The sequence below is a fragment of the Sphingomonas sp. GCM10030256 genome (assembly GCF_042666415.1).
Classification (GTDB): domain Bacteria; phylum Pseudomonadota; class Alphaproteobacteria; order Sphingomonadales; family Sphingomonadaceae; genus Sphingomicrobium.
Genome location: NZ_JBHTDI010000002.1, coordinates 103,911 through 125,979, shown reverse-complemented (window position 1 = coordinate 125,979; position 22,069 = coordinate 103,911). Strand labels below are relative to the sequence as shown.

Genomic DNA, 22,069 nt, shown 5'->3' with positions numbered 1-22,069 from the left:
AGTCGAGACACGTTGCGAAGCGCCGCCATGCTACGCTCCGAGCGAGGGGTCAGGAGGACCGGGTTCGCGCGTCCCGGTAAGCCGCCAATGCCCGCTCCCGCGCCTCGCCGTGGCCAATCAGGGGCGTGGGGTAGCCTTGGGGTGCGGCGTTGTGGTGCCAGGGATCGTGGATGGTGCGATCCGGCAGGTGCGCCAGCTCCGGAACCCAGCGCCGGATAAAGTTGGCCGCACGGAACTTCTCTGATTGCAGCAGCGGCGCCATGACACGGTAGAAGGGCTGGCTGTCGAAGCCGGTGCCGGCGATCCACTGCCAGTTCTGGCCGTTGTTCGCATAGTCCGCATCGACCAGCGTGTCCCAGAACCACCGCGCGCCGCGCCGCCAGTCGAGGAGCAGATGCTTGACCAGGAAACTCGCGGCGATCAGCCGCACCCGGTTGTGCATCCAGCCGGTCGCCCACAGCTGGCGCATGCCGGCGTCGACGATCGGATAACCGGTGCGGCCCCTGCTCCACGCCTCGAGATCCGAGTCAGCCTGCTTGCCGGTGCGGTGAGCGAGGCCGTTCGGCCGCTGCTCGCGGCTGCCGAGGTCCGGGAAGTTCAGCAGTACGGAACGGGCAAAGTCCCGCCAAGCCAGCTCGCGGCGGAACTTGTCGCCCGCACTTCCGCCGAGGGAATGCCAGACCTGGCGCGGGCTGATCTCGCCATGATGCAGATGAGGCGACAGGTTGGAAGTGCCGACCTCGGCCGGAAGGTCGCGGCGCTCGGCATAGCGGCCGACCTCTTCGGCGAAACGCTCGAGATGCTCAGCCGCGCCATGCTCTCCTGGCTTCCAGATGGAGAAGCCTTCCGCCCAGTTCGGGCGCGTGGGGAGCAGTTGCCAATCCTCCAGACGGTCGCTGGCGGGCCGATTGGCAGGCGCGTCCAGCCGCGTCGGAGCCGCCAAGGGCTGCGGCGGCGGGAGATGGCGGGACAACGCGCGATAGTAGGGACCGTATATCTTGAACCCGCCGCCGCTACCCGAGCGGATCGTGGACGGCTCGTGCAGCACATCGCCCTCGTGCAGCGTCAGTCGATCGCCGAGTTCCTCCTCCGCATGGCGCCACCAGGGTTCGTAGTGGAGGGTGCCATGGATGGCCGCCACTTCGGCCTCTTGGGCCATCTGCCGCACGACCTCGACCGAGCGGCCGCGCCGGAGGATCAGCGCTCCGCCCCTAGCAATCAAATCATGCTGCAGGCTGGCGAGGCTGTGGTGCAGCCACCAGCGCTGGGCGCCGCCGATCGACCATTCCCCAGGGGTCTCGTCGTCGAGGACGTAGAGCGCCAGCACCGGTCCCGCTTTCGCGGCGGCCGTGAAGGCGGGCTGGTCGGCAAGGCGAAGGTCCTGGCGGAGCCAGACGAGTTGAGTGTCGGACATGGACAGCGGAGCGAGCTACCGGCGCTTCGGTTCCGGGGAGAGCGGGACGGTGAACGGATCATACTCGCCCACCGTCCGGCCAGCGGAGCGGCGCAGCGAGGACGCGAAGCGCTGGTCCTTCAGCACAAATCGGCCCTCCTCAGCCGTGACGTAGGGCATGCGCGACCAGAACAGGAAGGCGACCACTTCCGGGCGGCCGCGCGTAGCTGCGAGCGCGGGGTGATCGAGCTGGGTGCGGTACGTTGGCCCGCGGAAGATGATGCCGTCGCTTTCCCGCAGCCAGTCATAGTCCAGCGCCCCGGCCAGCCCCGACCCGCGCCACAGGACACGGCGACGCCAGAAGCGGAGGGGCTGCGGATTGGCGACGACAAGCTCCGGCACCACCGGCGTTCCGGCGGAACGCCCCGCCATTTCGGACCGATAGCTCAGCCCGTCGGCCGGGGAGCCGATGTCCTGCCGCACCAAGGCAGGCACGGCCTGGCGGCCGAGCGCCTCGGCCTGGCCGGTGATCAGCCCATTGGCGAGGATGTAGGCACAGATGGCGGTGAATCCGAGCCAGGCCGGACGCTGCCATTTCCTGCTGCGCTTTTCATGAAAGCGCGACCAGCCGAATGCGATGATCAGCGCGGCCCAGACCCAGACATCGATGATGAAGAGGGTGTCGCCGGCGTACCAGCGGCTGCTGAACGGTTCGAGCAGGCGGATGCCGTAGCTGTTGAGCCAGTCGAGGGCGGGGTGGCTGAGCGTGCCAATATACGCCACCAGCAGGAGGGCGCCGGGCCGGACCTGCTGCTCCGCGGGCCGCCAGCGGTTCCACAGCAGCATCAGGCCGGTGAGCAGCAGCGGCAGAACGAGGAGCGCGACCGGTCCGTGGGTCAGGCCCCGGCGCATTGCCAGGCTCTCGGTCCCGAGAACCGTGGTGATCGCATCCAGGTCAGGGATGTTGGCGGCGATGATCAGGGTCGGCATAGCCCGCGCAGTAAGGCGCTTGAGCCCCATTTGGCCGAGCAGCGCGCCGGCCAGGCTGTGCGTCAGATTGTCCATCAGCGCGGGGTTGCGAACCAGATGTGGTGACGCGGGCCCTTGCCGTTGGCCCGGGCGCGGACAACCTCTTCGTCTACTTTGAAGCCGGCCGCTTGCAGCGTGCGGGTGAAGCGCGGGTCGGGCGCGGCGGACCAGATGGCGAGCAGGCCGCCCGGCTTCAGCGCGGCGCGCGCGGCGCCGAGCCCGCCGGGGGAGTAGAGCCGGTCGTTCTCCGGCCGGACCAGCGCGTCGGGGCCGTTGTCGACATCGAGCAGGATCGCGTCGAACCGGCCACCGGCGATCGCGTCGGCGACATCGCCGATGCGGATGGTTGCCCGCTCGTCGTCGAGGCTTCCGCCGGTCAGTTCGGCCATCGGGCCACGCGCCCACTCGAGGATCTCGGGCACCAGTTCGGCGACCGTGACCTGCGCGTCGGGCGAAAGCTCGGCCAGCGCGGCGCGGAGGGTGAAGCCCATGCCATAGCCGCCGATCAGCCAGTGCTGGGCTTTGCGTTCGCCGAGCCGCGCCGCCGTCAGCTGGGCCAGCGCCTCCTCCGAACCGCTCATTCGGGTGGACATGAGCTCGTCGCGGCCGACCAGGATCATATGGTCGGAGCCGCGGCGGAACAGCCGCATCTCCTCGCCGCCGGGGGTGCGGGCGGTGGCGATCAGTTCGCGGGGGATCACGCCGCGTTCGTCACTGCGAGAAAGCCGAAGGTGACGCTCGCAAGAAGGGTGAGCGGCTTACTCCGCACGCGGCTCCTTTTCGACCTGCCAGCTCTGGCCCTTGCTGACCAGCGCCTGAAGGTCCGGCGTCTTGCCCGCCGCGGCCGTGGCGTTCTGCTCGATGACGGCGGCCTCGAACGTCGGGGCGGGATCGTCGTAGAGCACGCCGAGTGCGACGGGGAAGCCCTGCCCCGGCATCTCGACCAGCATGTGGGCGAGCATCCGGTTCTTCGGATTGTGGACCAGCACGGCAGGGTCGTCGCCCGCGACCACGCGCAAGGTCAGCATTTCCGTATCCAGCGCGAGACCCTTGGCGCCGCCCGCGAACAGCATCTTCTCGCCGGGCTTCAGCCACAGCTGCATCTCGCTCGCCGCCTCACGCGCCGTGAAGGGCGCGAAGACGTCGTCATTGTAGACGACGCAATTCTGGAAGATCTCCACGAATGCCGCACCCTTGTGCGCGTGAGCGGCCTTGAGCACGTCGGGCAGGCTCTTGTGCACGTCGATACCGCGGGCGACGAAGCGGGCTCCAGCGCCGAGCGCAAAGGCGCACGGCCGCGCGGGACGATCGACCGAGCCGAACGGGGTCGAGGGCGAGCGGGTGCCGATGCGGCTGGTGGGGGAATATTGCCCCTTGGTCAGGCCGTAGATCTCGTTGTTGAACAGCAGGATCTGGCAGTCGAGATTGCGGCGCAGCACGTGCATCGTGTGGTTGCCGCCGATCGACAGCGCATCGCCGTCGCCGGTGATGATCCACACGTCGAGCTCGGGATTGGCCAGCTTGATGCCCGTCGCCACCGCCGGCGCGCGGCCGTGGATGGTGTGGAAGCCGTAGGTCTCCATGTAATAGGGAAAGCGGCTCGAGCAGCCGATCCCGGAGACGAACACGGTTTTCTCACGCGCGACGCCGAGGTCCGGCATCGTGCGCTGCACCGCCTTCAGCACGGCATAGTCGCCGCAACCCGGACACCAGCGAACCTCCTGGTCGGAGGCCCAGTCCTTTGCGGTGGTTTTCTGGATGGTGGAAAGTTCGTTCATCGGAACACAAGCCAGTAGACGAGGAAAAGGACGATGATCAGCATCATGATCAGCGGAAATGCGTTGATCGGTTTCATGCCGCCGTACTCTGGCCAATGCCGGGGTCACGGCCGGATTCCGGCTCGGGCAGCTGGGTTGGGTCGGCCGGAAGATCGCCGCCGACCTGTCCGGCGAGCGCCTCTTCGATCGCTTCCTCGATCTCGGAGATGCGGAAAGGCTGGCCCGAAACCTTGGTCAGCGATCTCGCGTCGACCAGGAAAAGATCGCGGAGGATGGTCTTCAGCTGGCCGGTGTTCATCTCGGGCACGATGATCCGGTCGTAGCTTTGGAGCAGCGGGCCGAGATTTTTCGGCATCGGCGCGATGTGGCGCAGGTGGATGTGACTGACGTCCAGGCCGCGTGCCCGCATGCGGCGGACCGCTTGGTGGATCGGCCCGAAAGTCGACCCCCAGCCGACCACGGCGAGCCGCCCACCCTCATTGCCGAGGCACACGTCCTGGTCCGGGATGCTGTCCGCGATCCCAGCGATCTTGGCGGCGCGAACCCGAGTCATTTCGGCGTGGGCGGTCGGCGAATAGTCGATGTCGCCGCTGCCGGGCTTCTTCTCGATGCCACCAATGCGATGCATCAGGCCCGGCGTACCCGGTTTGATCCAGCGGCGGGCGAGCTTGGCGTCGCGCTCGAACGGAAGGACCTTGGCACTCTCCCCCGGAGCCTCGTCGAAGAACGAGATCGGGAATGGCTGGTAGGTGCTCATGTCCGGCACCTTCCACGGCTCGGCAGCATTGGCGATGTAGCCGTCGGTCAGCAGCATCACCGGGGTCATGTAGTGGGCCGCAAGGCGGCACGCCTCGATTGCGCAGTCGAACGCATCCGCCGGCGAGCGGGCGGCGATCACCGGCAGCGGAGCGTCGCCGTTGCGGCCATAGACCGCCTGATAAAGGTCGGACTGCTCGGTCTTGGTGGGCAAGCCGGTCGAGGGCCCGCCACGCTGCGAGTTGACGATCACCAGCGGCAGCTCGGTAATGACGGCAAGGCCGATCGCCTCGGTCTTGAGCGCGATGCCGGGGCCGGACGACGAGGTGACGCCAAGCTGCCCCGCATAGGAGGCACCGATCGCGGCGCAAATTGCAGCAATCTCGTCCTCCGCCTGGAAGGTCGTGATTCCGAACTCCTTCAGGCGCGACAGGTGGTGAAGGATCGGCGAGGCCGGGGTGATCGGATAGGAGCCGAAGAACATCGGCAGGCCGGCCAGCTGCGCGCCCGCGACAAGCCCTACGCCAAGCGCCTCGGCGCCGGTAACGGTGCGGTAAAGGCCTGGCTCCGCAGGCGCGGGATCGATGTGGCGCGGCTTGATGGAGGCGCCCAGCTCCACCGTCTCGCCATAAGCGTGGCCGGCGTGGAGCGCCGCGATGTTGGCTTCGGCGAGTTGGGGCGCCTTGGCGAACCTGCTTTTGAGCCAGTCGACGATCGGCTCACGGCTGCGGTCAAACATCCACAGCGCGAGACCCAGCGTCCACATGTTCTTGCAGCGCAGCGCCTCCTTGTTGCCGAGGCCGAACGGCTTGACCGCATCGAGGGTCAGCTGCGAGATGTTGAACTTGACCAGCTGCCAGCGATGGAGGCTATCGTCCTCCAGTGGGTTGGCGTCGTAGCCCGCCTTGGCGAGGTTGCGCTGCGAGAACTCGCCCTCGTCCGCGATGATCAGCCCGCCGTCGCGCAGTTGCTCGACATTGGTCTTCAGTGCCGCCGGGTTCATCGCAATCAGCACGTCGGGCTGGTCGCCGGCAGTGTCGATGCTGACCGAACCGAAATTGATCTGGAACGCCGAGACGCCGAACGTCGTCCCTTGCGGCGCGCGGATCTCGGCCGGGAAATCCGGAAAGGTCGATAGGTCGTTGCCGGCCAGCGCGGTGGACAGGGTGAACTGGCCGCCGGTCAGCTGCATGCCGTCGCCGCTGTCGCCGGCAAAGCGGACGACCACGGCTTCGGGGTGAACGTCGGCGTGCGATTCTTCGGGGGTAAGGAGATGTGTGGCCGTAGCCATGCGAAGTCCTGCGATTTTAGGGTGTTCCCTTCCTCTCTAATCCCATTGTGGCAGCATTGCGAGGGTTGCCGGCGTGATCGCGAGCAAAGCGAAGCGATCCAGTTTCTTCCGGCAAGAAAACTGGATTGCTTCGTCGCCACGCTCCTCGCAATGACGGGACATGACCAACACCGAATACCGCCGCGGGGTCGGCGTGATGCTGCTGAACGCCGACAAGCAGGTCTGGGTCGGGCGGCGGATCGATAATACCGATGAGGCCTGGCAGATGCCGCAGGGCGGGATCGACGCAGGCGAGCAGCCGTGGGCAACCGCGCTTCGCGAGCTCGAGGAGGAGACGGGAATCCCGCCGCACCTCGTCGAGCGGGTTGCGGACCATCCGGAGCGGCTGCGCTACGATCTTCCCGACGAGCTTCGCCCGCACCTGTGGGGCGGCAAGTGGCGTGGGCAGGAGCAGGATTGGTTCCTGTGCCGTTTCCTCGGCCGGCAGAGCGACGTGAACATCGCCACGGCGCACCCGGAGTTCTGCGACTGGAAATGGATCGACGCGCGCCAGCTTCCCGGCATCATCGTGCCGTTCAAACGGGACCTGTACCGCTGCCTGATCGAACATTGGGCGGAGTATCTTTGATCGTCATTGCGAGGGGCCGCGGGCTCCGCGGCAATCGAGTGATCTTCGCTGAAAGAAGAACTGGATTGCTTCGCTCCGCTCGCAATGACGTGCATGTGGCCTTCCCCTTCTCCCTTCGCTAGAGCGCTCGGCCATGGGGGAATTGACGAGCCTCGAACACAATGCGGTGGAGCGCGCGGGCGCGGAGCCGATGCTGGCCCAGGTCGAGCAGTGGGCGACGGTCAACAGCGGGTCTTCCAACCTGGTCGGCCTCGACACCATGGCAGCGATGCTGGCGGAGGCCTTCTCGGCCCTGCCGGGCACACTGAACCTGGTTCAAGCAGCACCGGTGAAGCATGTCGAGCCGGACGGACGCGTGCGTGAGCTTGACCACGGACGGCACCTGCACCTGATGGTCCGGCCGGACGCGCCGGTGCAACTGCTGTTCACCGGCCACATGGACACGGTCTATGGCGCCGACCATCCGTTCCAGTCGCTGACCTGGAAGGAGGCCGGCGTGCTCGGTGGGCCGGGCGTCGCCGACATGAAGGGCGGCCTCGCCGTGATGCTCGCGGCGCTGAGGGCGGCCGAGAGCACTTCCCTCGCCTCGGGGCTTGGCTATGAGATCGTCATCAACTCCGACGAGGAGGTCGGTTCGCCCTCCTCCGCGGCGCTGCTCGCGCAGGCGGCGCGGGGAAAACGGGCGGCGCTGACCTATGAGCCCGCGGCGCTACCGGACGGGACGCTCGCCGGGGCCCGGCCGGGCAGCGGCAATTTCAGTTTCGTGATTGCGGGACGATCGGCCCACGCCGGGCGCAATCCGGAAGATGGACGCAACGCGATCGTCGCCGCCGCCGATCTCGCGCTGCGGCTGGACAAGGGCAAGGGGCCACGGCTGTCGGTCAACGTCGCGCGGGTGGATGGCGGCGGACCGAACAACGTGGTTCCGGACCACGCGGTGCTGCGCGTCAACCTGCGACCGGCCACCGCCGAGGACCAGGCTCGGGCGCAGAGCCTGATCGATGCGGCCGTGGCCATGGTGGCGGCCGAGCATGACGTCCAGGTGCACGTGCACGGCGGCTTTGGCCGTCCGCCCAAGCCGATGAGCGCGGGTGCGGAGCGCCTGTTTGGGCTGGTTCGGCAGGCGGGTGCCGACCTCGGCCAGAGCATCGGCTGGCAGCCGTCCGGCGGCGTGTGCGACGGCAACAACATCGCCGCATGCGGGGTGCCGGTAGTGGACACAATGGGCGTGCGCGGCGGCAAGATCCACAGCATGGAGGAATATCTGATCGTCGAGTCTCTGGCCGAGCGCGCGGCGCTGTCGGCGCTGACCGTTCTTCGCCTGGCGGCAGGCGCGCAATGAGCTTCCGGGTGCGTCCGGCGCGCGCGGACGACTTCGACGCCATGTACGAAATGGCCAAGCTGACCGGCGGCGGGTTCACCAACCTTCCAGCCGACAAGGGCACGCTCGTGCAGAAGCTCGCCCACTCGGAAAGCGCCTTCGCCCAGAGCGAGGACAGCCAGAGCAACAGCTGCTACATCTTCATGTTGGAAGATCCCAAGGAGCCGCTGATCCGAGGCACCTGCCAGGTGTTCGGCCAGGTCGGGGTGACCCAGGCGTTCTACAGCTACCACGTGTCGACCCTGACCCAATGGTCGCCCGAGCTTGGCAAGACCTTCCGCAACCAGACGCTGACCCTGACCACGGACCTCGAGGGATCGAGCGAGGTCGGCGGGTTGTTCCTGCACCCGGCGATGCGAGCCGGCGGCCTGGGCCTGCTGCTCGCCCGTAGCCGCTATCTGTTCATAAAGCAGCATCGCGAGCGGTTCGGGGACCGGGTGATCGCGGAGCTACGCGGGGTCATGGACGAGGCGGGCAATTCACCGTTCTGGGACGCGCTGGCCGGGCGATTCTTCGACATGAGCTTTCCGGAAGCGGACCAGTTCAACGCGATGCACGGAACGCAGTTCATCGCCGACCTGATGCCCAAGACGCCGATCTATGTGTCGATGCTTCCGGAAAGCGCCCGGGCGGTGATGGGGCAGCCTCACCCGACCGGCCGCGCGGCGCTGCGCATGCTGGAGCAGGAAGGGTTTGCGTACGACCGCTACGTCGACATTTTCGATGGCGGTCCGACGGTGACCGCGCGGACCGACCAGATCCGCACGGTGCGCGAGGCGACCCAGGAGCGGGTCGCCAGCGTTGGGGCGGGAGGCCCGTTGAAGGTGCTGCTGGCGGCCGGGCGGCTGAAGCAGTTCCGCGCTTGCATGGCCGAAATCCAGCGGACCGACGATGGAGTCGGCATCAGCGATGAAGCGGCCGAGCTACTCGAGATCGGCGAAGGCGACAGCGTCGTGGCGGTGAGCCGCTGATGCTGCGGGAGATCAATTTCGACGGGATCGTTGGGCCGAGCCACAATTACGCCGGCCTGAGCTTCGGCAACCTGGCAGCAATGCGTAATGCGGGGGCGGTCAGCCGGCCCCGAGCGGCGGCGCTGCAGGGGCTGGAGAAGATGCGCGCCAACCTGCGGCTCGGGTTGGCGCAAGGCCTGTTCGTGCCGCAGCCGCGCCCCGCGCGCGCTTGGCTGGCGGATCTTGGGACGGACGCTGCGCAAGCGGATGCGGTATTACGGGCCAACGCAATGTCCGCGTCGGCCATGTGGGCGGCCAATGCTGCGACTGTGTCCCCGGCCCCGGACACCGCTGATGGGCGGACTCACCTGACTGTCGCCAACCTTCGAACCATGCCCCATCGCAGCCACGAATGGCTGGCGACCATGGCACAGCTGCGCGTCGCCTTTGCCGACGAGCGGCACTTCGCGGTCCACGCCCCGGTGCCACCCGCGTTCGGCGATGAAGGTGCGGCCAACCACATGCGGCTGGCCGAGCGGCACGACGCCCTGGGGGTGGAGGTGTTCGTCTATGGCGTGAGCGGCGGCGCGTTCCCGGCGCGTCAGCATCTCGAGGCCTCACGGGCGATTGCCCGGCTGAACCGGCTCGATCCGGCGCGGACCTTGTTCGTGCAGCAATCGGAAGAGGCGATCGCGGCGGGGGCGTTCCACAACGATGTCGTCGCGGTGGCGAACGAGCGGGTCCTGTTCGCGCACGAACTGGCGTTCGCCGGCAAGGAGCGGTTCTTGAAGGAGCTTGGCGAGAAGTTGCCCGGCTTAGAATATGTGGAGGTTCCGACCGCTGAGGTCAGCCTGGATGACGCGATCCGGTCCTACCTGTTCAACGCCCAGCTGGTGACCCCGCCTGACGGTGTGACGACTCTGGTCGTCCCCGGGGAAGCCCACGAAACCGCTTCTGTGTGGGGCTGGCTTCAGCGGCACCTGGCGGGCAATGGAGCCATCCGCCGGGTCGAAGTGGTGGACGTTCGTGAATCGATGGCCAACGGTGGCGGGCCGGCATGCCTCCGCCTCCGGGTTGTGGCTGATCCCGCGACGATCGATCCGCGCTTCCTAGTGGATGAGTCCAGGCTCGACCAGCTGGTCGATTTGGTTGGGCGCGAGTGGCCAGACCGCATTGACGTGGACGAGCTTGGAGACCCGGCGTTGATTGCGCAGGTGGAGCGGGCACGGGCGGCGCTTCTGGAGGCGCTGAACCTGGGTGAGTTGATCTGATCGGGTACTCACCACTGTCGGGTTAATTGACGTTTAACCTGCATGATTAACGGAAAAACGGCGGAACTGCGCCGTTGGCATGGCCGTTGCTTAACCAATGACGATGGTGAAGCGTCTTGGCCGTTTGTTCGTGATCAAGACACGCTGGGAGGCGTGGCTGGTGATCTGGGCCATCTCCCTCGGCGCGGTCGAGCGGGGCCGGACGTATCTCGACACCTATCCGGGCGTCACCGGCTGGCTGTTTTTCCTTGCCTGCACGGGGGTCGTGTTCCTGGCCGGCGCCAAGCTGCTGGACAGCGTCCGGGTGGAGCCGGTCAAGGCGGCGGCTGCGCCGCGCCAGGCAGTGCCATTGCGGCACGCGCCGCGGATCAGCCGTAGTCGACCCAGCTCGTTCCGTCGGCCCGCCGGTTCAGGGTCACCAGTTTCGTATCGCAGAGATTGACGTCCGCCCAGGTGACCTGCCCACCCCCGGGTAGCTTCGCGCGGATATCGAAAGCGCAGGTCTCGCCTGGCAGACTGACCGGCTGACGGCCTCCGCCCCCGATCGCGCCGCCGGCCAGCGGCCTCCAGCTGCCGCCCTCCGCAGGGCGGAAGCTGAGTTCGCTCAGCGTCTGGCCGGTGCCGTTGACAAGCATGAAGTCGCCGGACGCGGCCGTTACCGAGGGAGCCCAGGCGAGAAGCCCCGCCGCAAGGAGGAGGCGAGCCGTTTTCACATGACGATTATAGCGCAGAGGGCGCCCGCGTTAAAGCGGGCTACGCTGCTTAGGCCGCGTGGGCGTGCATCCCGTGTCCACCCCGGCGCATGAAGCTGGCGTGGCCGGCGGCGGACGCCTCGCTTAGCGGAAGCGCGGTGGCGCAGAACCCGCACTCGGCCAGCATGCGGCCGATAATCCAATGCGAGCGACCACAGCCGGGGCAATGGTTCACCGCATTTTCGCGGTAGACTGCATGGTAGCCGCGCTTGGCGGGATCGAAAGACCGATGAGCATGAGCAATGGAGGTCAGCATGGGCATGTCCTTTGACTCTGTTTCGGGTCCAACGAGCGGTGAGTCGTTCGGTTTCGTCGATGATCTGCTTCTTCGGGGAACCTGTCACCCCGGAAGCACAGGTCTGTCCTCCACCGGGACAAGGCGCGTCGCGCGCCATTAACCATTCGGAAGGAAATCGGGAGCAGAGTTGCTCGTCGGGGAACCTACGTTCGTGAGCAAAGGCGAGGGCGGGCCAGTGGAGTCGAACCAGCGTTATTACAGCCGGCGTGCAGCCGAAGAGCGGCTCGCCGCGCAGCGTTCCATGACCGATGCCGCACGCGAATGGCATGCCAAGCTGGCCCGGCAGTTCGCCGCCCGGGCCGCGGAGTGCGACCAGCTCGCGCCAGCAGCCTGAGGCCCTTCGAGCCAGGGAATAGTTCGGGGCCCTCCCTCCAGCCTGAACTGACTTGCGGGCAGCATCTACTCTGCAACCTACAGTTGTAGCGTTCGTTTCACACGCAGAACAAAATGCGTGTGGAGGAACGGGATGCGTAAATATGCCTATGCGTGGATCACGGCGACCTTTTTCCTGGTGTCCCTAGGGTTGCACTGGTTCTTCGGATGGCGGGCGTTCGCCGACGAGGCCCAGCAGCATGGCCAGACGGCCGAATGGGCCGGCTACCTCAACGAGATGATGCGCGATACGTTCGAGAACTGGCAGTCGGAGTTTCTCCAACTGCTATGGCAGGTCGTCGGGCTCGCCTACTTCCTCTATGTCGGGTCGCCTTCGTCGAAGGAGAATGACGACCGCTCGGAGGTCAAGATCGACGCGATCCTGCGCGCGATCGGAGGAGACAAGGCGGATGAGCTGATCGCCCGAATCGACCATGAATACGAACGGCATAGCGGCTCGACTCCGCACGGCCACGGGTCGGAGTTGTCGAAGACTGCCGGGAAGGAATTGGCGCGGCAATGAGTTGAGCCGCGAGCGAGCGGAACGCAGCGGTTCCTGACCCGTTCGGGCAGTCGCTCCAGCGGGTAAGGGACGTGAATGGCGACCGCCATCAAAGACGTGGATGCGGCCGAGCCAAAGCGCTCGGCTGAAGAAAGAAGGCCGCTCGGCGAATATGCGGCGGCGCTGTTGGCGGCGCTGAAACAGCAGGATGTCATCGTGCTCGCCGCGGACGAGCCACGAGCGCTGGAGCTGGCGCGCGCGCTGCAGGGCGGCGCTCCGGACGTGCTGGTGGTCCTTTGCCCGGCCAGCGACTCGCTGCCAGGCGATGCGGCGCCGCCCTCCCCATCCAACGTGGGCCAGCGCACCGCGGCGTTTCGACGCTTGCGGGCGACGCTTGGCGAGAAGGAGCGGCCGCGGATCGCCTTGGTGTCCACCGGCGAAGCGGCCGCCCGCCTCTACCCCGCTCCCGACCGGTTCGACGCAGCGCCGCCGCTGGTGGAAAACGGGCAGGAACTCGATCTGCAAGCGTTCGCGGCCAAGCTGGAGGACCTGGGGTACATAGAGGACGATCGCGTCGACGAGCCGGGCGAGCTGGCTGTCCGGGGTCAGGTGATCGATGTCTTTCCAGCCGATGCCGGCGAGCCATTCCGGATCGAAGTCCAGGATGGACGCATCGTCTCCATCCGGCCGTATGACGCCGCTACCCAGCTGACCAACGGCGAGTGCGAGCGGCTGGAGCTTGGTCGGGTCAGCGAGCCCGCGCTCGGCGAGGGGGTGACCCTGCTCGACCATCTGCCGGGCGCCGCCCTCGCCCTGGACGCCGGTGCGGATCGGCGCCGGCGGCGCTTCCTGGCGCTCGCCGCGGATGCCGCCAGGCGCCGGCCGAAGCGGGCCATGTGCGATATCTGCCCCGACCAGCGGTGGAGCGCGGCCCTCCAGGAGCATGCCGAAGCGGAGCTGGCCGAGGATTTCGGCGATCCACCGCCCCGTTTCGTCGAGATGCGCTCCCCTGCCCGGGCTTCGGCCAAGGCGGTGCTCGAAGCGCTGAAGAACGGTCGGGTGGTGCTTCTGGGCAGCGAGCGAGATCTGCGCTTCATCGCCGCCCGGGTTAGCCGATCGGTCGGAGCCGAACCGCAGCGTGCGACCACTTGGGCGGAGGCGATCGCGGCGCCGATCGGGACCATTCAACTGCTGGAGATGCCGGTACCGCGCGGCTTCAGGATGGGCGACACGCTTGCCATCTCAGCCGCCGACCTGATCGGCAGCCGGGCGCAGCGGGACAGCGACCAGGCGGGCCGAAGCGACGCGCAGTTGTTCGACTTCGGCGAGATCCGCATTGGCGACGTGGTCGTCCATGAGGATCATGGCATCGCTGTCGTAGCCGGCCTGGAGGCGCTCCCCGACGAGGCGGGCGACGCGCTCGCTCTGCGTTTCGCGGGCGAGACCCGGCGGCTGGTGCCAGTGTCCGACGCTGACCGGATCTGGCGTTATGGTGCGGACGAGGATGCCGTGACGCTGGACAAGCTTGACGGGTCAAGCTGGGAAAAGCGGAGCGGCGAGATTGCTGCGAGCGTGGCGCAAAGTGCGCGCGGTCTGGTCGCGCTGGCGGCGGAGCGTATCAAGCAGACCGCCCCGGTGCTGGAGCCCGATGCCGCAGCCTACGAAAGCTTTGCGGCAGGGTTTCCGTTTACCGAGACGGCAGACCAGGCTCGCGCGATCGAGGCGGTGCGAAGCGACCTGTCGGCAGGCAAGCCGATGGACCGGCTGGTGATCGGGGACGTGGGCTACGGGAAGACCGAAGTGGCGCTACGCGCTGCCGCAATCGCGGCGCTGGCGGGCAAGCAGGTCGTGCTGGCGGCGCCGACAACCGTTCTCGCCCGGCAGCATCTGGAGACGTTCCGCGAGCGCTTCGCCGACAGCGGGATCGAGGTGGCGGGCTATTCGCGCCTGACCTCCGCAGCGGAGAAAAAGCGCGTCGCGGCTGGGCTGAAGGACGGGTCGATCCACGTCGTGGTGGGAACCGGGGCGGTCGCGGGCAAGACGCTGCGCTACGCCGACCTCGGACTGGTGATCATCGACGAGGAACAGCGGTTCGGAGCTGCCGACAAGGCCAAGCTGCGGGCCCTTGGCGCGGGCCATGTGCTGGCGCTCAGCGCGACACCGATCCCGCGCACCTTGCAGAGCGCCCTTGTGGGATTGCAGCAGATGTCGGTGATCGCCACCCCGCCGGCGCGTCGGCAGCCCATCCGGACGACCGTCGCCGCCTTCGACCCGGACACGGTGCGCACCGCCTTGCTGCGTGAGCGAAGCCGCGGCGGGCAAAGCTTTGTCGTGGTGCCGCGCATCGAGGACATCGAGCGGATGGCCGCGCACCTGGTCAAGCTGGTCCCCGAGCTGGAGCTGCTGCAGGCGCACGGGAAGATGCCCGCTTCCGAAATCGACGAAGCCATGGTGCGCTTCGCCGGAGGCGATGGGGACGTGCTGCTTGCAACGAACATCATCGAGGCGGGGCTCGACGTACCGCGCGCCAATACCATGATCGTGTGGCGGGCCGATCGTTTCGGACTATCACAGCTGCACCAGCTCCGCGGGCGGGTCGGCCGGGGTGCGAGGCGCGGGCAGATCTACCTGCTGACGGAGCCGGACGCGCAGATCGCCCCGCGCACCCTGACCCGGCTCAATACGCTGCAGGCGTTCGACCGGCTCGGCGCAGGGTTCGCCATCAGCGCCCGCGACCTCGACATGCGCGGCGCGGGCGACCTCCTCAGCGACGAGCAGTCGGGCCACATGAAGCTGATCGGCGTCGACTTGTACCAGCATCTGCTGCACGCCGCGTTGCGCGAAGCACGCGGCGAGCAGGTGGACGAGTGGAGCCCGGTCCTGAATCTCGGCGCTGGCGGCCTCCTGCCCGCTGAGTGGATTCCCGAGGAAGAGACCCGCGTCGATCTCTACATCCGGTTGGCACGGATCAAGGAGGTGGCGGCCCTCGAGGCGTTCGAGGAGGAGCTTGCCGACCGGTTCGGCGAGCTTCCCGAAGATGCACAGCGCTTGCTGGCAATCGCGCGGGTGCGGGTGCTGGCACGCAGCGCTGGGATCGAGAAAGTCGATGCTGGCCCCGCCGCCATTGCGCTCACTCCGCGCGGGCCACTGCCAAAGGTACCAGCGGAAGTGGAAGAGAAGAACGGCCGGCTGCTGCTCCGCGGCGCCCTGGACGATCCGTTGGGCCGGCTCGTCCGCACGGAGGCCCTGCTGGGCGACCTCGAAGCCCGCGACGTCTGATCCGCTTAGCCGACACCTGCCCGGACGATCGGGCCGGTGTCGGCTTGCAGAACTTTCGCGAGCGCTAGATCACGAAGAAGTCCGTCGCATCCACGGTCGTGTTGATCACGGTCAGGGTTGCGATCAGGACCGGGCGCCGCCTCCGTTGCCATCGGCATCGTAATACAGGTTTCCGTTATTCGCATCGTAGAGCACATAACGCCCCGCCCCGCGCGAGTCGTTTACGGACTGTTACTTAATTAATGAACTCACTTAATTCAATCAGTTATCGGGGCCGATGGGTGTCCCGACTCCGGACAGCGTCCACTGCTTTGCTGCCACGATGGCCGATACGACCCGCATGCGGGTAACCCACGTGCAGGCGGGCGCAGAGCGCCTGCGAGGCGCTTCGAGAACCATGGTGAAGGGAAAATGGCGCGCCCGGAACGATTCGAACGTCCGACCCTCAGATTCGTAGTCTGATGCTCTATCCAGCTGAGCTACGGGCGCGTGCCGTGGGGGCACTTAGGGGGATGGGCGGCGAGGTGCAACCCTGTTGTCGCCCTTGCCCGCAATTGCGCCCGAGCAGGCGGTTGCCTACACCCCGGCCATGAACCGCTTCGCCCTCCTGCTGCCGATGGTCCTCGCCGGATGTGCTTCCGCCAGTGATGCTCCGTCCCTTGCGCCGCGCCCGGCCGAGGCGATCGATCCGCGGCTGCCGGTCGAGGATCGCAGCGGGTCGATCCCGGCTAGTGCGGACCTGGGGGCGCAACTCGCCATGCTGGTGCAGCAGGCCCGTGCCGCGGAAGGCCGGTTCGACGCGGCGATGGCCGCTGCGGAGCGGCTCGCCGCCACTGCCGGCGCGCGCCAGAGCGAGAGCTGGATCGCGGCGCAGCAAGCCCTGTCCGGCGCCATCGCCGAGCGGGCGCCGGTCACCCGGGCGCTCGCCGACGTTGATGCACTCGGAACCGCGCTGGTCAACAGCCGCGGGGGTGTGTCGCCGGCGGACGAGGCGCAGCTTGCGGCGGCCGCCGACGCCATCGGAACGATCGACCGGCGCCAGCACCAGCGCGTCGCCGCCGCGCAAGGCCGGCTCTAGGCCAGGGCTTTCGCCCGCGCGGCCGGCCAGTCGGCTGCGTCTATTCGATGAACGATCGTTAGGTTGAGTTCCGACGGTAACGGGAAGCGCTCGTCGACAAAGTCGAGGTCCTCACGGCGGATCATGCCGAGCCGCCGCATCAGGCCCTGGCTGTCACGGTTGCCCGGAACGGTGAGTGCAACCACATGGCTTGCGCCGTAATGGTCGAACGCCAAATCCATCGAAGCGATCGCCGCTTCCTTGGCGTAGCCCTGGCCCCACGCGTCCTCACGGAGGCGCCAGCCAATCTCGAACGTGCCATGAAGCGCTTCGCCGCCGGGCGAGTTAACCCGCTTCAGTCCGCAGAAACCAAGCAGGGCGCCGTCAGATTTGCGCTCGACCGCCCAGAATGTGTGTCCGAAGTCCGTCTGATACTGGTCCAGCCGATCGAATGCAGCGGCCAGTTTGTCCAGATCGGCAACGCCGCCAAGCCAGCGCATCACGGCCGGCGTGTTCGTCACCCGCGCGAACTCGGCCTTGCTGGCGTCATCCCAGGTCCTGAGCCGCAGGCGCTCCGTCTCCGCGACCACCTCAGCCATGGATCAGGCGCGCCGCATCCAGCGCGTGGTAGGTGAGGACGCCGGTCGCACCGGCGCGCTTGAAGGCCAACAGCGTTTCCAGGATCAGTGCATCGCGCTCCCCAGCCCCCGCCGCGACGGCATGCTCGATCATCGCGTATTCGCCGCTCACCTGGTAGGCGAACACCGGCAAGCTGAAATCGCGGCGGACTGCGGCGACGATGTCGAGGTAGGGCAGGCCGGGCTTGACCATCACCATGTCCGCGCCCTCCGCCACGTCCAGCGCGACTTCGCGCATCGCCTCGGCGGCGTTGGCCGGGTCCATCTGGTAACCGCGCTTGTCCCCCTTCAGCAGCCCACGCGAACCAACCGCCTCGCGGAATGGACCGTAGAAGGCGGAGGCGTATTTCGCGGCATAGGCCATGATCGCCGTGTCGCAGTGACCTGCCCGCTCGAGCCCTGCGCGGATCGCTCCGACCCGCCCGTCCATCATGTCCGACGGAGCGACGATATCTGCGCCTGCCTCGGCCTGGACCAGTGCCTGCTCAACAAGGACCGCGACGGTGTCGTCGTTGAGCACACAGCCGCGATCGTCGACCAGCCCGTCATGACCGTGCGCCGTATACGGGTCCAGCGCGACGTCGGTCAGGATGCCGATGTCGGGACAGGCCTCCTTCACCGCCTTGACCGCGCGGCAGATCAGGTTGTCGCGGTTGAGCGCCTCTTCGGCCCGCTCGCTACGCTGGGCCGTCGGCGTGTTGGGGAACAGGGCCACGCAGGGGATGCCGAGCGCCGCTGCGGCTTTCGCCTGGGCGCCGATGCGGTCAACCGTCCAGCGGCTCACCCCGGGAAGGCTCGGGATCGGCTCCTCGCACCCTTCGCCGGCGCAGACGAACAACGGCAGGATCAGGTCGGACGGATGCAATCGATGCTCGGCCAGCATGGCCCGCATCCATGCGCTGGATCGGCCGCGCCGCATCCGGACGGCAGGAAAGGAGGCCTGGTTCATGGCACACCCCATACCGTCAATCCTCCGGCGGCGGGAATCCATCTTCTATATGAATGACGTTAGTTTCGCAGATGAGGTCGTGCTTCCGTGCGAATGACGGATACGGTTGCTGTGCCAAGCATTGAGCCCGCCATGGAAACCGATGCGCTACCGAAACAGGCCGTGCTGGTTGTCAACGCGCAAAGCCGAAAGGGCGCGGAAGCGTTCGAGGAAGCGTGCAGGGAGTTGACGCAGGCCGGCGTGCAATTGGCGGGTGCGTTCGCCGTCAAGGATCCGGAGAAAATCCGCGGCTGCGTGCAGCGGGCGCTGGCCGACCGGGCACCGATGATCATTGTCGGCGGCGGCGATGGGTCCCTGTCTTCCACCATCGATGATTTCCTCGGGTCGGACACGGTGTTCGCGCTGCTGCCGCTGGGCACCGCCAACAGCTTCGCACGCACCCTCGGGATCCCGCTGGACGTGCCGGGCGCGGTGCAGGTGATTGCAACGGGCAAGCGCAAGCGGATCGACCTTGGCTGCATCGATGGCGATTATTTCGCCAACGCAGCCGCGATGGGGCTGTCGCCGATGATCGCGGAAACGGTGCCGCACAAGCTCAAGAAATATCTCGGCATGGTGGGCTACCTGATGTGGGCGGTGCGGGTCGCGTTCAAGTTCCGCCCGTTCCGGCTGACGATCGACGACGGGCGATCCGTCCAAAAGGTATGGGCAACCGAGGCGCGCATCGCGAACGGGCGGTTTCACGGCGGCGTCGAGCTGGTGGAGGATGCCAGCCTGCAGAGCGGCGAGATCGTGGTTCAGGCAGTGACCGGGCGCAGCCTGTTCGGGCTCGCCTGGAGCTGGTTCACGACCCTGTTCAAGCTGCGCGCGCGCAAGCAGACCACGACCGAGTTCCACGGCCGCGAGTTGAAGCTCCGGGCCCGCCCAGCGCAGAAGATTTCCATCGACGGCGAGTTGTCGGCCAAGACGCCGGTCACGGTTAGCGTCGCGCGCTCGGCAGTATGGGTCGCGGCGCCGGCGGACAGCGCCTGACCCCACACCCGTTCGCTCTCAGCGAACGGTTGAGGATCTACCCTAATCGCGCCAGCGCAGCCCCGAGCCGCTCCGCCTCGGCCGCCCGGGCGGCGTGGTCGGCACGGGCTTTCTCCACCGCCTCCGGCTTGGCGCGCTCGGTGAAGCTCGGGTTGCCGAGGCGCGCGGCCAGGCTGTCGCGGTCCTTCTCGGCGGCGGCGATCGCCTTGGCGAGGCGCGCGCGCTCGGCGTCGAGGTCAATCGCACCCTCAAGTGGGAAGGCGATCGTTGAGCCGTTCACAACGATTTGCGCCGATGAGGGTGGCGGTGCGCTGACCTCCACGGCCGGATCAAGTTTCGCCATCAGCTTAAGCTGCGAGGCAAATAGGCCCATTGCGGAAATTGCCTCGCCCGCGGCTGCAAGGTTGGCCTCATCGGTAATTACGTGAGGAGTCAGGCTTGCGGTCCAAGGAACATTCAACTCGGCGCGCATTGCCCGCACCGCGTCAATCACCCCGATTGCTTGCCCGACCTTCGTTTTTGCAGCTCTGTCGACGTTTGCCTGCGGTTCCGGCCATCTGGCCACGATCAAATCGTAGGGCCGCGGGTCCGTCTCATCCGCCATGTTGCGCCACAGTTCTTCAGTGACGAAGGGCATGAACGGGTGGAGCATCACGAGGATCTGGTCGAACGCCCAGGCCGCGACCGCCTTGGTTTCCTCGTCGAAGGCGCCCTTCACCAGCTCCACATACCAGTCGCAGAACGTGCCCCAGGTGAAGTGGTAAATGGCGTCGGCCATGCCGTCGAAGCGGAGATCCTCGAAGGCCCTGTTGAGCTTGTCGAGCGTCTCGACCACCTCGCCGATGATCCAGCGATTGACCGGGAGGGTGGCTTGCGGAGCCGCGATGCTCCGCGACGCGCCGACGCCGTTCATCTGCAGGAAGCGGGCGGCGTTCCACAGCTTGGTGGCGAAGTTGCGGTAGCCCTCGACGCGCTTTTCATCGAGCTTGATGTCGCGCCCCTGGCTCTCCATCGCCGCAAGCGTGAAGCGCAGCGCGTCGGCGCCATACTTGTCGATCAGGCCGAGCGGATCAACCGTGTTGCCCTTCGACTTGGACATCTTCTGACCCTGCGCATCACGGACCAGGCCGTGGAGGTAGAGGGTCTTCCAAGGCACCTCCCCCATGAACTCCAGCCCCTGCATCGCCATCCGCGCATCCCAGAAGAACAGGATGTCGAAGCCAGAAATGAGCACGTCGTTGGGATAGTGGCGCTGGAGGTCCGCCGTCTGCTCGGGCCAGCCGAGCGTGGCGAACGGCCAAAGGGCGGAGGAGAACCAGGTGTCGAGGACGTCTTCATCCTGCCTAAGCAGACGGTCGCCAGCTTTGGTGCGAGCCTCCTCTTCAGTTTCCGCGACGAAGACGTTGCCCTGATCGTCGAACCACGCCGGTATCCGGTGCCCCCACCAGAGCTGACGGCTCACGCACCAAGGCTGGATGTTTTCCAGCCAGTTGAACCAGGTCTTTGACCAGCTCTCTGGCACGATCTTGATCTTGCCCGAACGCGTCGCCTCCAGCACCGGGCCCACAAGCTTGGCCGCATCCACATACCATTGGTCGGTCAGCCATGGTTCGATCACCACGCCGGAGCGGTCGCCGAAGGGAGTGGCGATGGTGCGGTCCTCGACCTTGACCAGTGCGCCTTCCGCTTCGAGCAACTCGACCACCCGGCGGCGGGCGTCGAAACGCTCTCGGCCGAGCAGGTCCTCGGGGATAAGGCCGTCCTGCGTCTGGCAGACGTGCGCTGACGCATCGAGCATGTTGAGCATGTCGGCGGCCTTGAAGCCTGAGCGCCTACCGACGTCGAAGTCGTTGAAGTCGTGCCCCGGCGTGATCTTCACCGCGCCGGAGCCGAGCTCCGGATCGGCATGCTCGTCGGTGACGATCGGGATCAGGCGCCCCGTGATCGGCAGGCGGACCTGCTTGCCGACAATATCGCGGTAGCGTTCGTCGTCTGGATGCACCGCGACCGCCATGTCCGCGAGCATCGTCTCGGGCCGCGTAGTCGCTACCTCGACGTAACCCGAGCCATCGGCGAGCGGATAGCGCAGGGTCCAGAACTTGCCGGGAACCTCGTTGGTTTCGACCTCCAGGTCGGAGATGGCGGTCTGGAACTTGGGGTCCCAGTTCACCAGCCGCTTGTCGCGGTACAGGAGCCCGCGCTTGTGCAGCTCAATGAAAACGTGGGTGACCGCTTTCGAGAACCCCTCGTCCATGGTGAAGCGCTCGTTCGACCAGTCGCACGAGGCGCCAAGGCGGCGCAGCTGGCGGGTGATCTGGCCGCCGCTCTCTTCCTTCCACTGCCAGACTTTCTCGACGAATTTGTCGCGAGTGAAGTCGGTGCGCTTCTGCTGCTGCTCGCCGAGCTGCCGTTCGACCACCATCTGCGTCGCGATCCCGGCGTGGTCGGTGCCGACCACCCACAGCGCGTCCTTGCCCTGCATCCGCGCGCGGCGAGTAAGGATGTCCTGCAGCGTGTTGTCGAGCGCATGCCCGATGTGCAGCGAGCCGGTGACATTGGGCGGCGGCATGACGATGGTGAATGGTTCGGCGCTCTCGCGCTCGGGGCGGAACAGCCCCTGCTCTTCCCAATGGCTGTACCAGCGGGCCTCGATAGGGCCCGGTTCGAACGTCTTCGGCAGGTCGGTCATCCCGAGCCCGTTAGCGTGCCCTTC

General features: G+C 66.9%; 19 protein-coding genes and 1 tRNA gene. 10 read left to right on the top strand and 10 right to left on the bottom strand.

Features of this window, described 5'->3' with window-relative positions; all coding sequences use genetic code 11:
- Positions 1–49 precede the first annotated feature (49 nt).
- The 5 genes from ACFQPG_RS08400 to ACFQPG_RS08380 all read right to left on the bottom strand — a co-directional run bounded on the left by ACFQPG_RS08400 (position 50) and on the right by ACFQPG_RS08380 (position 6,247).
- Positions 50–1,414 (bottom strand): cryptochrome/photolyase family protein, encoded by a 1,365-nt coding sequence (locus tag ACFQPG_RS08400; protein WP_380811983.1) that lies wholly within the window; start codon positions 1,412–1,414, stop codon positions 50–52.
- 15 nt (positions 1,415–1,429) lie between these two features.
- The gene (locus ACFQPG_RS08395; RefSeq protein ID WP_380811981.1) at positions 1,430–2,458 is read right to left on the bottom strand and encodes a metal-dependent hydrolase; all 1,029 of its coding nucleotides are present in this window, start codon (positions 2,456–2,458) and stop codon (positions 1,430–1,432) included.
- On the bottom strand, positions 2,458–3,123 hold the full coding sequence (locus ACFQPG_RS08390) for a spermidine synthase (RefSeq protein WP_380811979.1): 666 nt from the start codon (positions 3,121–3,123) through the stop codon (positions 2,458–2,460). The genes ACFQPG_RS08395 and ACFQPG_RS08390 overlap by 1 nt, the downstream gene beginning before the upstream one ends.
- A 57-nt stretch (positions 3,124–3,180) precedes the next feature.
- Entirely contained in the window at positions 3,181–4,200 is a 1,020-nt protein-coding gene (locus ACFQPG_RS08385; RefSeq protein WP_380811977.1) for a 2-oxoacid:ferredoxin oxidoreductase subunit beta, read from the bottom strand.
- A 73-nt stretch (positions 4,201–4,273) separates the two neighbouring features.
- Positions 4,274–6,247 (bottom strand): 2-oxoacid:acceptor oxidoreductase subunit alpha, encoded by a 1,974-nt coding sequence (locus tag ACFQPG_RS08380; RefSeq protein ID WP_380811975.1) that lies wholly within the window; start codon positions 6,245–6,247, stop codon positions 4,274–4,276.
- 160 nt (positions 6,248–6,407) lie between these two features.
- Between ACFQPG_RS08380 and ACFQPG_RS08375 the strand changes: the two genes are divergently transcribed.
- From ACFQPG_RS08375 to ACFQPG_RS08355, 5 genes are all read left to right on the top strand, one after another.
- Positions 6,408–6,875 (top strand): RNA pyrophosphohydrolase, encoded by a 468-nt coding sequence (locus tag ACFQPG_RS08375; protein WP_380811973.1) that lies wholly within the window; start codon positions 6,408–6,410, stop codon positions 6,873–6,875.
- 133 nt (positions 6,876–7,008) lie between these two features.
- Entirely contained in the window at positions 7,009–8,217 is a 1,209-nt protein-coding gene (locus tag ACFQPG_RS08370; protein WP_380811971.1) for a hydrolase, read from the top strand.
- Positions 8,214–9,227 (top strand): arginine N-succinyltransferase, encoded by a 1,014-nt coding sequence (locus tag ACFQPG_RS08365; protein ID WP_380811969.1) that lies wholly within the window; start codon positions 8,214–8,216, stop codon positions 9,225–9,227. The genes ACFQPG_RS08370 and ACFQPG_RS08365 overlap by 4 nt, the downstream gene beginning before the upstream one ends.
- Positions 9,224–10,477 (top strand): N-succinylarginine dihydrolase, encoded by a 1,254-nt coding sequence (locus ACFQPG_RS08360; RefSeq protein ID WP_380813094.1) that lies wholly within the window; start codon positions 9,224–9,226, stop codon positions 10,475–10,477. Before ACFQPG_RS08365 ends, ACFQPG_RS08360 begins: the two co-directional genes overlap by 4 nt.
- A gap of 97 nt (positions 10,478–10,574) precedes the next feature.
- Positions 10,575–10,919, top strand: coding sequence for a hypothetical protein (locus ACFQPG_RS08355; protein WP_380811967.1), 345 nt, complete (start codon positions 10,575–10,577; stop codon positions 10,917–10,919).
- A 320-nt stretch (positions 10,920–11,239) separates the two neighbouring features.
- Here ACFQPG_RS08355 and ACFQPG_RS08350 read toward each other — a convergent pair whose 3' ends face one another.
- Positions 11,240–11,485, bottom strand: a complete 246-nt coding sequence (locus tag ACFQPG_RS08350) for a hypothetical protein (RefSeq protein WP_380811965.1) — start codon at positions 11,483–11,485, stop codon at positions 11,240–11,242.
- 193 nt (positions 11,486–11,678) lie between these two features.
- Here ACFQPG_RS08350 and ACFQPG_RS08345 point away from each other — a divergent pair, with 193 nt between their 5' ends.
- The 3 genes from ACFQPG_RS08345 (at position 11,679) to ACFQPG_RS08335 (ending at position 15,680) form a co-directional block, all read left to right on the top strand.
- Positions 11,679–11,861, top strand: a complete 183-nt coding sequence (locus ACFQPG_RS08345) for a hypothetical protein (RefSeq protein ID WP_380811963.1) — start codon at positions 11,679–11,681, stop codon at positions 11,859–11,861.
- 132 nt (positions 11,862–11,993) lie between these two features.
- A complete protein-coding gene (locus ACFQPG_RS08340; RefSeq protein ID WP_380811961.1) occupies positions 11,994–12,422 on the top strand; it encodes a DUF6766 family protein in 429 nt (142 codons plus the stop codon).
- 75 nt (positions 12,423–12,497) lie between these two features.
- Positions 12,498–15,680, top strand: a complete 3,183-nt coding sequence (locus tag ACFQPG_RS08335; protein WP_380811959.1) for a TRCF domain-containing protein — start codon at positions 12,498–12,500, stop codon at positions 15,678–15,680.
- A 412-nt stretch (positions 15,681–16,092) separates the two neighbouring features.
- Here the strand turns inward: ACFQPG_RS08335 and ACFQPG_RS08330 are convergent.
- Positions 16,093–16,169: transfer RNA gene (locus tag ACFQPG_RS08330), tRNA-Arg, on the bottom strand.
- A gap of 100 nt (positions 16,170–16,269) precedes the next feature.
- On the opposite strand from ACFQPG_RS08330, the gene ACFQPG_RS08325 reads away from it, so the two are divergent.
- Positions 16,270–16,758, top strand: coding sequence for a hypothetical protein (locus tag ACFQPG_RS08325; RefSeq protein ID WP_380811957.1), 489 nt, complete (start codon positions 16,270–16,272; stop codon positions 16,756–16,758).
- Here ACFQPG_RS08325 and ACFQPG_RS08320 read toward each other — a convergent pair.
- Together ACFQPG_RS08320 and hemB are read right to left on the bottom strand one after the other, a co-directional pair.
- The gene (locus ACFQPG_RS08320; RefSeq protein WP_380811955.1) at positions 16,755–17,336 is read right to left on the bottom strand and encodes a GNAT family N-acetyltransferase; all 582 of its coding nucleotides are present in this window, start codon (positions 17,334–17,336) and stop codon (positions 16,755–16,757) included. The genes ACFQPG_RS08325 and ACFQPG_RS08320 overlap by 4 nt on opposite strands.
- Positions 17,329–18,324, bottom strand: a complete 996-nt coding sequence (hemB, locus tag ACFQPG_RS08315; RefSeq protein WP_380811953.1) for a porphobilinogen synthase — start codon at positions 18,322–18,324, stop codon at positions 17,329–17,331. Before hemB ends, ACFQPG_RS08320 begins: the two co-directional genes overlap by 8 nt.
- 132 nt (positions 18,325–18,456) lie before the next feature.
- Between hemB and ACFQPG_RS08310 the strand changes: the two genes are divergently transcribed.
- Complete coding sequence (locus ACFQPG_RS08310) at positions 18,457–19,356, top strand: diacylglycerol/lipid kinase family protein (protein ID WP_380811951.1); 900 nt, start codon at positions 18,457–18,459, stop codon at positions 19,354–19,356.
- A gap of 37 nt (positions 19,357–19,393) precedes the next feature.
- On the opposite strand, the gene ACFQPG_RS08305 is transcribed toward ACFQPG_RS08310, so the two are convergent.
- Positions 19,394–22,045, bottom strand: a complete 2,652-nt coding sequence (locus ACFQPG_RS08305; protein ID WP_380811949.1) for a valine--tRNA ligase — start codon at positions 22,043–22,045, stop codon at positions 19,394–19,396.
- Positions 22,046–22,069: the final 24 nt, after the last annotated feature.